Below are 12,241 nucleotides of genomic sequence, written 5' to 3' on the forward strand. Positions count from 1 at the left end.
TGGCTTATCTGCAACACCTGTCATGCCGGTTTAATAGTTGATATTCAGCAGCCGCAATTTATTATACAGGGTTTTTCTGTCGATGTTCAACACCTGTGCTGCTTTTGTTTTGTTGTATTTTACTTCTTTCAGTACGTTGATGATCTTATTATATTCTGCCTGTAAGGCTACTGACTTAAGATCATTATCATTGGTAATCAATACCAGTTCGCCACCTGCCGGCGTTTCGTCTACTGTTTGCAGGAAGGACTCCTTCATTTCCAGCGGCAACGCTACCATGGTAATATCCTGTAGTTCCGGCGTCAGCAAACAAGCGCGCCTGATTACATTTTTCAGTTCCCGTATATTTCCCGGCCAGCTGTATTTCTGAAAACAGGCCCATACTTCTGCAGAAATTTTCCCACAGGATTTTTCCAGTTCTCTTTCCACCTGCTTCACAAAGGCATTGATAAACAATCCCAGGTCTTCGCGGCGTTCTCTCAATGGCGGTATATAGATCGTAAATTCATTAAAACGATGGAAAAGGTCTTCTCTGAATTTACCCCGCTGTACAGACTCCGACAGCTTTTCGTTGGAGGCTACAATGATACGTACATCAATAGGAATTTCCTTCAGGCTTCCTACCCGGCGGATTACTTTTTCCTGTAGTACCCTTAACAACGCCACCTGGATATCGTATGACAGGTTGGATATTTCATCCAGGAACAGGGTACCACCCTGCGCCTGTTCAAAAGCGCCTATTTTAGTATTGATGGCGCCTGTGAAGGAACCTTTTTCGTGACCGAACAACTCACTGGCCGCCAGCTCTTTTGACAAGCTACCGCAATCCAGCGCTACGAAGGGCTGTCCGTTTCTTTTACTATGATGATGAATAAGATGTGCAACTGATTCTTTACCGGTACCGGTTTCTCCAAAGATGATCACACTGTAATCGGTAGGTGCTACCAGTTTTATCTGCCGGAAAAGTTCCTTGGCGCCTTCACTTTCACCGTACACATATTTATCGTTTTTATCGCTCAGGTTGCGCGACAGCAGTGTTTCTCTTACTTCCGGCGCACTGCCGGATGCTACCGGTTGTACTGCCAGCCGTTCCATCTCTGATTCCTTGTGGGCAAATGCCTTGTGTACCAGGCTAAGAATTTCGTCCGGATACAAGGGTTTGGAGAGATAGTCATACGCCCCGTTTTTAACCATTTCCACGGCTACCCGTACATCCGTATAACCGGTGATAATGATAACGATGGTATGAGGGTTTATCTGCCGAATATCCTGGAGTAGCTGTGCACCATCTGTATCTTTTAACCGGTAATCACACAACACCAGGTCAAATTTTTTATCATTCATCATTTTCAGCGCAGCAGCACCCGTCATGGTAGTTTCCACGTCAAAACCATGTTTGCTCAGGAACTTACTCAAGAGCGTACAGATATTGATTTCATCATCTATGATCAGGATATTTTTCATACTTCTTTAATATGTGGTATTAGGCAACAGTAAATAAAATTACGAATTAAAAATCAGAGGGACTCAAGCGCTTTTCATGTGGTCTATCAGCTCATCTACATGCTTCACACTGAATGGTTTAGCCAGGAAAAAAGCGGCACCGGCCTGTAAAGCAGTTTGCTTCTCCATGGCGTTATCATAGGCACTGATAGTGATCACCGATAATGTTGGACACCTTTGTTTGATAATGGGCAATGCTTCCAACCCCGATCCATCCGGCAGATGAATATCCAGGAAAAGCAGGTCTGGTTGCTGCTTTTGCAGGTATTGCAACCCTGCTCCAAGCTCATGAACATATTTTACATTATAACCATGTCTTACAAGACTTAGCTGTAATAATCTGCAGATGTCCGGCTCATCATCAATAATCAGTATAGTAGGTCCTTTCATTATTAATTTATCAGTTAGACCCGAGTCTTGCCGGCTCCAGGTGGTTGTGTTTTGTTGCAACATATTTGTATTTATTCCATTGTTCCATCAGTAGCCGGGCAATCAGGTAACATACGGTTGATTCGGCTCCCTGGTTTTGGTTTACATTATTTTTTTCCAATCCATCATAGCATCCGCAGGTAAGTGGATTATAAATCAGCTGTTGCAGATGATTATTACCCAGATACCAGCTAAAGGCAAGACGCATTTTTTCCAGGTAACTATGTTCTCCGGTAGCATGATAGAAAGTATTCAGTGCCATCATGGTGTAAGCTACTTCTATGGATTGTTCTCCACCGTCTTCCTGTTGGCTGTCGGCATGTTTGTGGTACCAGGTTTTATTGCTGATCACTTTCATGTAACTATCGGTGAAAGTCTTACTGCAAAGAAATTCCAGGCTTTCCATTGCCACGGTACGGTATTTCTCCTCTCCGGTTATCTGATATCCCATCATCATTGCTTCGGGTAATACCGCATTACCGTAGGTCAGATAAGCTTCATACCAATGCCAGTTTTCATCTGCTTCCTGTGTATAGGCCGTGTACAGTTTTTCTGTAAGTATACCTAACATCTCTTTGATAGCCTCATCTTTCCGGTAATAAAGGGAATAATAAAGTCCCTTGATGACAAAAGCGATGGCGCGCGGAGATTGTAATTTTCCCATCCAGCGCATACTCAACCGGAACATCGTCCAGGCATGTTGTACAATATCGAAGGGCAGGTGCCGGTTGGCATATAACACATATCCCAATGCCCATACTGCACGGCCGTTGGCATCATCGAGATTTACCTCCTGATTCATATCGGTAAAAGCCCCCTCTTTATTGACATAATTCAGGAACCTGCCGGATGGCTTCTGGCAATATCCGATAAAGTCCATGTATCTGCGGCACAGTGAGTTGACAAAACTCCCGGATTTCAGCTCCGTATTATACATACACATGGCAATCAGGGCCCTGGCATTGTCATCCAGGGTATATCCGAATTCAGGATCGGGTGCGTCGTGTATCGAAAACTGCAGCATACCGAATTCGTCTGTCATACGATCTACGTGATCGAGATAAGGCATGGGCAGATTGGGTAGTATTTTATCTTCTGCGAGGATATCGCTGACTACTGCAATATGAGCAATTGCCACATTTTCCCAGATAGAGTTACGTGTTTTTTCAATAGCGCGCCGGCTCATTTTCAGCCGCAGCTCCGGATCTGCCAGCAGGCGGCAGGCGGCCGCAGTCAGCTGGACAGGGTTATTAAAATCTATCAGGCAGCCGGCTTCTCCGTCGAGCATTTCCTTTGCCTGAATAAAAGAGGTGGAAATAATAGCACAACCAGCGCTCATCGCATATACGAAGGTGCCACTCACCGCCTGATGCGGGTCTTTGGAAGTAAACAGGTATATATCGGTCAGCGACAGATAATCCAGTAAGGTTTCCAGAGAAAGATAGCTATTCACAAACCGTACATTATTTTCCAGGTGATGTTCCTTTACCAGCAGTTCCAGGGATTCCCGATACTTTTCTCCATCCCGGCTGAATATCACCGGATGGGTTTTACCAAGAATCAGGTATATCACGTCCGGATATGCTTTTACAATATCCTTCATCGCCAGGATACCTGTTTCCAGGCCTTTGTTTTCGCTGAGCAGTCCAAAGGTGGTAAATACTTTTTTCCCTTCCAGGTCATACTGTTTTTTCAACAACGTAGGGTCGTCTACGATATGTGCATGGGTACCATGTGGGATATGAATAATTTTTTCTGCCGGTACCTGGTATACCTGCGTGAGCAAAGTGGCGGAAGACTGTGTCATGACCAGTACTTTGGCCGCCAGGGTGCTGACGAGGCTTACAATCCTGGCACACTTGCTATCAGGATACGGTAAAACGGTGTGAAAACGGATGATAAAAGGTTTATCCAGCAAAGAGAGCATGGCTAACAGGTTATGCCCGTATTCGCCGCCATAGAGGCCAAATTCATGCTCAAAACAAAGCAGGTCTATTTTATCATTTTGATTTATTTGTTGGGCAAATGCAATACAATCATCAATATCAAATGGGTTTACCAGATAGGTTACCGGTAATTCTTTGTTGATATTAGGTTTACCCGACTCCTTTAACGCCGCAATTTCAATATTGAGTTTGCCGGCGAAATTCTTTTGCATAGCATTTACCAGATCCTGTGCGAAGGTGGCGATGCCGCACTCGCGGGGTGGAAAGGATGTAACAAAAAGTAAGGTTCTGTTCATTGGATCAACTTTTTTCACGATGGTTAAAATTTCACTCCAGTTCAAGCTGGAACCAATTACCCGGGTCCGGGACAGTGGGTGTTCCAAATATCAATCCAATACGCTGTCACTGGGTTTCCCATTGATGACCCTCCTGTTAATGGGGAATATATTCTACAATCACTGTTCCCCATTCCCACCTGTGGAAAGGGGCAAATGGGGATAACTTTTGGGAATATGCTGTCATATCTTCACAATCCATTAACACTCTATATAAATAGTTCTGCTGATACAGCAGCTATACATCACAGTTTTATAGCACAAATAATGCACAATTATAAATATTTATGTTTATTTACAGCAACAGCTTTGTTTTTTTGTCCGAAGTAGTTTATTTTAGCAATAAGTAACGAACCCGGTATAACCATTATCAACACAGTCAGCATTCATTACTTCATTTAAATTGTACCGCGATTATGCGCAACATTGCATGTACCCTTAATGTGGATGGTATACCCATCAAGATCAACCTACGGAAGTTACCTAAGGAAAGACGTTTTCAGGCCAATATTGACCGGGTAATCACTGAATTCATCATCTCCGATGAAACCAATGAAATAGAACATTATGAAGGCCCTGTATTAAGTGATTATCTGTTTAGTAAAGTCTCTTCTCTTATCCGGCAATATTTCCCGAATGTAAAAGCGATTGTAAAAATAGGGGAGGATAATTATGAGGACTATGATGATTATTAGTCGTAGCGCTACTTTTAGGATTTCTCCTTATAAAATGGATTTGCAGTAAGCCCGTCAGATGGATACATCTGCATATATCCTACTGCAAATCCGTATAGTCATTTCAGTTATTACCGGTTATATAAAACCTTTCTCCAGGGCCATAAAGGCTTCTGACGGGTGTACCTGTTGCCACAGAATAGCATAAACCGCCTGTGCAACCGGCATATAAGCCCCTATCTGCTGGTTCATTTCATACATACATTTGCTGGCATAATAGCCTTCTGCTATCATGTTCAGCTCTAATTGCGCCGCCTTCACACTATATCCTTTTCCAATCATATTACCGAAAGTACGGTTCCGGCTATGCAACGAATAGCAAGTCACCAACAGATCGCCCAGATATGCACTGGCGCTGTAGTTATGTGCTACCGGCGGTAACCCCGACACGCTGGCCTGCTGCTCTTCATACTTCTCCAGAAAGGTCTGCATCTCCCGGAAACAATTCGTAATAAACACACTCAGAAAATTATCTCCATATTCCAGTCCGTGTGCGATACCCGCTCCCAGCGCATATATATTTTTGAGTACGGCTGCCAGCTGTACACCAATCAGATCTGTATTGACAATGGTTTGCAGGTAGCTACCGGTAAACCGGTCGGCAATGGCCTGGGTAGCTTCCTGGCTGGTTCCTGAAAACGTGAGGTAAGACAGCTTTTCATTGGCCACTTCTTCCGCATGACAGGGGCCTGTAATGGTAAAATACTGGCTATCCGGCAATTGGAACTGTTGTTCCAGGTATTCGTTGATCAGGATATTTCTGCCAGGCACGAGTCCTTTGATCGCAGAAATGACCTGCTTGTCTTGCAGCGCATCCGGTGGCAATGTTTGCAGTACGTCTTCCAGGAATGCGGAAGGCACTGCCAGCACCAATTGATCACAGGCTGCCACTACGGATGCCAGGTGGCTGTCCGGTGAAAGTAAACTGGTATCAAAATATACAGAAGTGAGGTAATGTTTGTTATGATGCCGTTGCTGTAAATGCTGGATGGTATCTTCATTCCGGATCCACCAGTGAATATGCTGTCCGTTATCGGTCAGGATTTTTGCCAGCGCAGTAGCCCAGCTGCCACTGCCGATGATACCAATACGTTTTTCCTTACTCACAATACAATTTTTCCGCAATGTAATTAAAAAGGAATTACGAATCAGGAATTAAGCCATACGCGGGGTATGCAGCCTGATTCGTGATTCGTAATTCCTTTTATGATTGCTGACGCAACCGGTTATTTCTGTTGTTGTCCTTCGAAGAGCTGTGCCTTCGGAACAACTTCTACTTTTTTACCATTACCCAGTGTTCGGGAAACCGCGCTGTAAGGAGCGCTGATGATCTGATCCCCTTCTGCCACACCAGCAGTAATCTGGATGTAACTATCATCCTGTACACCGGTTTTTACGGATACCATTTTAACGGTATTATCCTTTTGCAGTAAGAACACTACTTCATTCAAGGCAGGTTTAGTGTCGGCAGCGGAAGAAGCAGTGGTATTATCCTGTTCCTGCTTTTTCTTGTCGCCGTTATGGGTAGTGTCTTCCCGGGTTGTTACGGCATTGATAGGAATAGACAGCACGTTGTTCACGTGTCTGGTCTGGATATCTACGCTGGCGCTCATACCCGGACGGAAAGGAAAACTCCGTGGCGCTTTCGGATCAATCAGGTCCTGATAGCTGCTGGCCAATATACGGATATGTACAATGTAGCTGGTTACCTGCTCTGCAGAAGAAGTAGTGGTAGCGGTAGCGTTGGCAGCACCTTTGCTGGAGCTGGCAATCTGTGTTACCACTCCTTTAAACTGCCGGTTGTTATAGGCATCTACTTCTATGATGGCAGTATCTCCGTATTTTACTTTGGGTACATCATTTTCGCCTACATCCACTCTCACTTCCATGGCATTCATGTCTGCAATGCGCAGCATTTCTGTACCGGTCATCTGTGCAGTACCTACTACCCTTTCCCCTTTCTTTACAGACAGCAGGGAAATGATACCGCCCATTGGTGCGGCAATTGTGGTACGACCCAGGTTTTTGTTGGCTTCATTCAGATTGGCCTGTGCACTCTGCACAGCATATTTACTACTGTTTATCTGTTGTACGGCGGCATTATAATCTGCCAGTGATGCCAGATAGGTAGCTTCTGATGTTTCAAATTCTGATTTTGAAATTACTTTCTGATTCAGTAATTCCCTGTTACGGTTAAATGCTGCTTTATTCTGATCCAAACGGGCTTTATAGGAATTCAGGGAAGCAGTGGTATTAGCCAGCTGGGCTTGTGACTGACTTACAGAAGCCGCCGCTTTGTCCACCATGGAACCATAAATATCTGCGTATATCCGTGCCAGTACCTGACCTTTTTTAACGGAATCGCCTTCCATTACCAGCAGGTCTGTAATTTCACCGGATACATCGGAGCTTACTTTTACTTCTACCTCCGGATAGATTTTACCGCTGGCAGTAACTACCTCTATAATATTTTTTCGGGAGGCTTTGTCAACAGCAACTTTAATCCCTTCTTCCTTACCAATTACTCCGGATGATTTTAATACCATGAGTAAAATAACGAGTGAACCAAGAATGCCTATGAGCCAATAAAGTGTCTTTTTCTTCATAAAGCAGTTTATTTCCTGGAATTGGCTACAGTGATATTTTTTGATCTCTGTAGAACTCCAGTAATTTCATTTTAAATATATAATCGTATTGTGCAGATACCTTATCTATCTGCGCTTTAAACAATTTGCTTTGGGTAGTAATATAATCAATGGTATTCATCAATCCAATGTTAAAGCGTTTGGTCGCAAAATCATAGGATTTCTGGGCAGCTTCCACCCCTTTGGAGGTAGCGCTGAGTTTTTGGAGTGCAGCAATGGCATTGGCATGCGCCGTATAAATATCCTGCTTTAATTTCTGATTATCCAGGTCACGGGTAAGCTTCCTGTTAAATACTTCCTCTTTTGCTTTGGCTACGGTAGCCCGTTGCTGCCAGCCGTTAAACAGCGGAATCCGCAGGCTTAAACCAATATCTTTCTGGAAGGTATTATCAATCTGCTGACCGAAAGGCATGGTAATCTGCTTAATTGGATCTATATAATAGTTATTGGCATATCGTGTATAGAGGTTACCATAACTAGTCAACTTAGGATACAATCCTGCCCGAGCCGATTTAAGATTACGGGTAGCACTTTCTATTCTCAGTTCATCCGATTTGAGCTGCGGATAAGTGGAAGTAGCCACGCTATACACCATTTCCGGCGACATTTCTGCGATAGGCGCTAAAGGTATGTCGGAAATATTTTCAGGAATTTCCGGCTGAAAGGCGATTTCAAAACCCAGGTTCATATACGCCTTGAGCTGCAGGGTAGACAGGATTACGGTGTTCTGGGCTGTTACCAGCGTAGAACTATCCAGTGCCAGCTGCGCTTCCAGGTCGGCCTGGTTACTTTCCGGTACAGATCCGGCAATTACCAGCTTCTTAGTATTTTCCAGGTTCTGGGTAGTTTGTTTCAGATTAACCTCATTGATTTTTACCTGTTCCTTATCCAACAGAATTTTCAGGAAGGCAGTGGTCACATTAAAAGCGAGATCATTTCTGGCTTTCAGTAACAGAAAGCTATTGGAAGCGGCATCCAGTCTGTTGGCAGCAATAGTATGTTGTTTGCCAAACCAGCCAAAGATATCGGCATCTGCACTTAACTGACCAGAGGAAGAGAAAACGGACTGGTTTACATAGGAGTTATCCAGCAAGCTGGCGGCCCTACCATCTGAGTATCCACCCTGAATAGTACCATTCGCATTCGGGAGTCTGCTCAACTGGCTTTGCTTCAACGTAAGTTCAGCCAGGCGCTTTTGCACTTCCTGCTGTTTTACCTGTATACTATTTTGCAAAGCATAATCGACGCATCTTTTCAAACTCCAAGTATCCTGCGCCGCGGCCGATGTTATGTTAGCAAACATGAATAAAATCAGGATCGCTCCTGTAATTTGGGATATTCTCATAACATGCCAAAAATATAGTAATTGTGATGATAGTTTTCTACCCTTCTTGATAGAAGGTAAAATTTTAGTAGGTATGGCATCATACCCTACTAATTGCGTGTACAACATAAAGCTTTTTTTACAATTTTTAAAGAAGGGTCTTTTTATTGCGCCTGTATACGTCCATCACGTATCTGAATAATACGGTTGCCATAGGTGGCGTTTACGTCAGAATGGGTTACCTGAATAATGGTTATTTTATCCTGCTGATTCAGTTGTTTGAACAACTCCATAATAACACGGGCCTGTTCAGAATGCAGGTTGCCGGTTGGTTCGTCTGCCAGGATTACCCTGGGCGCTGCAACAATAGCGCGGGCAATACCCACCAACTGTTGCTGACCACCTGATAACTGGTTAGGAAACAGGTCTTTTTTCGCTACAATATTAAAACGATCCAGTACGTCTGCCACCCGGCTCTTTCTTTCGGATGCCGGTATGTTCTTATATAATAAAGGGGTTTCAATATTTTCATATACGGTTAACTCATCTATCAGATGATAAGCCTGAAAAACAAATCCGATCGCATCGCGATGCAACTGCGTACGCTTTTTCTCATTCATCTTGTCTACCCGCTCACCCGCAAACAGGTATTGCCCGTCTGATGGCTCTTCCAGCAATCCCAGGATATGCAACAAGGTAGATTTGCCAGAACCGGAAGGCCCCATAATAGAAACAAATTCTCCTTCCTGTACGGTGAGATCAATATCTTTCAGAATTTCATTTTTGCCAAATCCTACCGGGTAATATTTAGACACTTGCTGCAGCTGTATCATGATCTGTTTATTTTATTGTTAATTATTTCCTGTTCCTCTAAACGAACAGCGTTTAAACGTATTTCCTACCCCATTTATTTATTCTCCTTTCAGTGCTTCTACCGGATTACTACGGGCAGCTCCGATCGTTTTTACACTCATGGTGGCCAATGCCATTATTGCCATACCCACCCCACCGATCGCAAAAACCCACCAACTCATAGCAGTACGATAAACATATGAAGATAACCATTCATTTACTGCCCACCATGATAACGGGATCGCCAATACGAAAGCAATCATCACCAGTTTCATAAAGTCGCGGGTAAGTAAATTTACCATTTGCCATACAGAAGCACCCAATACTTTCCGGATACCTATTTCCCGGGTACGCTGATTGGTGGTAAAAATCACCAGTCCAAGCAAACCGAGGGCACTGATAAAAAAGGCCAGTCCGGCGCACCAGTTGAGTAAACCGGCCATCCGTTGCTCTTTCCGGTACAGGTGTTCGATTGTTTTGTCCAGAAACTCATACCGGAATGTTTCCCGCGGATATACTTCTTTCCAGGCTTTTTCAATTTTCTCAATCGCCTGTTTCCATATTATACCGTCTTTACCAGGTGCCTGTAACAATACATGCATCACCCGGTGACTACTGGCAGCACTGGTAATTGCCAGTATCGGAATATCTCTGTCCACCTTTTCTGTATTAAAATTACTCACCACGCCTACTACCGGAAATCCGCTTATCTGCGCACCCAGTATATCCTCCGGTTGTTTGTACCCGAAAGCCCGTACGGCTTTTTCATTCAGCAACCACTCCCGAACAGTGTCACTGTTGGTGAGGTTGGTGCCGGCTACTATTTTAAGCTGGTATAATCGGGTATAAAGACTATCTCCATACCGCATTTCCACGTTTTTTTCTATCTCCTGCCGCCCGTTATTCATTGTAAGGGTACTGGACATGGTTCCTCCCATTATCGGCGCCCTTCCACCCAGACTTACCATGGCTACTTCCGGGATGGCGCGTATTTTTTCCTGCAGGGAATTACGTTTATTACCGGCTTTTTCCTGGAAAGGTGTATTTATCGTAAGGATGGCATCTTTGCGGAAGCCCATGTCCTTATTCAGGGAAAAATGTATTTGTTTACTCACCATCAGGGTAGCAATGATAAAAAACTGCGCTACCACAAATTGCGATACCGTCAGCGTTTTACGTAACCATACTTTGCCCCCGGGAGCATTTACCTGCCCTTTCAGCACTGCTACCGGCTGAAAACGCGCCAGTACCCACGCCGGGTATATACCAGCCACCAATGTAACCACTACTCCCAGCGAAAACAAAAACATCAATACCTGCCAGTGATACAACTCCCTCACGTCTAAACCTGACGGCAGAACTGATTTAAAGCATACAAGTAACAAGGGCGCCACCAGCAACGACAGCAAAGCCGCAACAAATGTCAGCAGCAATGTTTCACTGAGAAACTGGAAAATTAATTGCCGGAAAGTACTGCCAATCGCCTTCCGGATACCCGTTTCCCGCGCCCGGCGGGAAGCCTGTGCTGTGGTAAGATTAATAAAATTAATTACTGCCAGTAGCAGCAAAGCCAACGCCACCCACGACAGGGCATATAATTGTTTGATATCCGCCGGATTACCATTGTCAAACGTACCGTAATCTTTATTAAAATGAATGTCAGAAAAGGGCTGCAAATACGGATAAGTCCGGGAACCATCTCCATCTTTATGTTCTTCCCTGATAGCAGTCAGTTGTTGTTCTACCTTTTGCCGGTCACCTGCCGATCGTAACTTTACCAGCAACTGACAGGATGAATTGGTATTATCCCAATTATTCACGGCATAATATTCTTTTAATCCGCTGGCATATACGGTAGCCATGGATACAAATTCATGGAAGGAGAAATCTGTGTTACCTGCCAGATCTGCAACAACCCCGGTAACGGTCGTACGAATAGTATCATCATATACGATTTCCTTTCCCAATACCTCTAACGGAGACAATCCAGGAAAATAGCTATCAGCACGGCTTTTCGTTAATACGACTGTATAGGGCAGGTCCAGAGCCCGATCCGGAGACCCCGCCAGCCACCGATGTTGTATCAGGCGAAAATAAGCACTGTCTGCATGAAGGATATCTTTATTGTTCTGGAAAACCTTATCTTCTATTGTAATCCGGCTGGTAAGATCATCCTGAAAAAACTGTGCAACAGTTTCTACTGCGGGAATATGCTCTCTCATGGCCGCCGCAGTCGGTACGCTCACGCCAGCGTTTTTCACACTATCGCCCGAAAAATAAATATGCGAAACCACCCGAAACATCCGGCCACTATCCTGATGAAATTTATCAAAATTATTTTCATGATGTACCAGCAGGTACACGACCAATGCAGCACTGATACCTACGACCAGGCCCATGATATTGATCAGTGAGAATATTTTGTTTCTCCAGATACTCCTGCACGCCACCAGCAAATAATTTCTAAGCATAT

At 44.2% G+C, this 12,241-nt stretch carries 9 protein-coding genes; 1 reads left to right on the plus strand and 8 read right to left on the minus strand.

The window, feature by feature from the left end; all coding sequences use genetic code 11:
- Positions 1–30: 30 nt before the first annotated feature.
- The 3 genes from OL444_RS01940 to OL444_RS01950 all read right to left on the minus strand — a co-directional run bounded on the left by OL444_RS01940 (position 31) and on the right by OL444_RS01950 (position 4,174).
- Complete coding sequence (locus OL444_RS01940) at positions 31–1,464, minus strand: sigma-54-dependent transcriptional regulator (protein WP_264734929.1); 1,434 nt, start codon at positions 1,462–1,464, stop codon at positions 31–33.
- A gap of 63 nt (positions 1,465–1,527) precedes the next feature.
- Positions 1,528–1,893, minus strand: a complete 366-nt coding sequence (locus OL444_RS01945; protein ID WP_264734928.1) for a response regulator — start codon at positions 1,891–1,893, stop codon at positions 1,528–1,530.
- Positions 1,894–1,903: 10 nt separating this feature from the next.
- Positions 1,904–4,174, minus strand: coding sequence for a glycosyltransferase (locus tag OL444_RS01950; RefSeq protein ID WP_264734927.1), 2,271 nt, complete (start codon positions 4,172–4,174; stop codon positions 1,904–1,906).
- 455 nt (positions 4,175–4,629) lie between these two features.
- Here OL444_RS01950 and OL444_RS01955 point away from each other — a divergent pair, with 455 nt between their 5' ends.
- Positions 4,630–4,908, plus strand: coding sequence for a hypothetical protein (locus OL444_RS01955; protein WP_264734926.1), 279 nt, complete (start codon positions 4,630–4,632; stop codon positions 4,906–4,908).
- A 117-nt stretch (positions 4,909–5,025) separates the two neighbouring features.
- Here OL444_RS01955 and OL444_RS01960 read toward each other — a convergent pair whose 3' ends face one another.
- From OL444_RS01960 to OL444_RS01980, 5 genes are all read right to left on the minus strand, one after another.
- Complete coding sequence (locus OL444_RS01960; RefSeq protein WP_264734925.1) at positions 5,026–6,054, minus strand: NAD(P)H-dependent glycerol-3-phosphate dehydrogenase; 1,029 nt, start codon at positions 6,052–6,054, stop codon at positions 5,026–5,028.
- Positions 6,055–6,173: 119 nt separating this feature from the next.
- Entirely contained in the window at positions 6,174–7,553 is a 1,380-nt protein-coding gene (locus OL444_RS01965; RefSeq protein ID WP_264734924.1) for an efflux RND transporter periplasmic adaptor subunit, read from the minus strand.
- A gap of 25 nt (positions 7,554–7,578) precedes the next feature.
- A complete protein-coding gene (locus tag OL444_RS01970; protein ID WP_503827217.1) occupies positions 7,579–8,793 on the minus strand; it encodes a TolC family protein in 1,215 nt (404 codons plus the stop codon).
- A 287-nt stretch (positions 8,794–9,080) separates the two neighbouring features.
- Positions 9,081–9,749, minus strand: coding sequence for an ABC transporter ATP-binding protein (locus tag OL444_RS01975; RefSeq protein WP_264734923.1), 669 nt, complete (start codon positions 9,747–9,749; stop codon positions 9,081–9,083).
- A 78-nt stretch (positions 9,750–9,827) separates the two neighbouring features.
- Positions 9,828–12,239 carry an ABC transporter permease gene (locus OL444_RS01980; protein WP_264734922.1) on the minus strand — a complete coding sequence of 804 codons (2,412 nt, stop codon included), beginning with the start codon at positions 12,237–12,239 and terminating at the stop codon, positions 9,828–9,830.
- Positions 12,240–12,241: the final 2 nt, after the last annotated feature.

It is taken from the genome of Chitinophaga nivalis (assembly GCF_025989125.1).
Lineage (GTDB): Bacteria > Bacteroidota > Bacteroidia > Chitinophagales > Chitinophagaceae > Chitinophaga > Chitinophaga nivalis.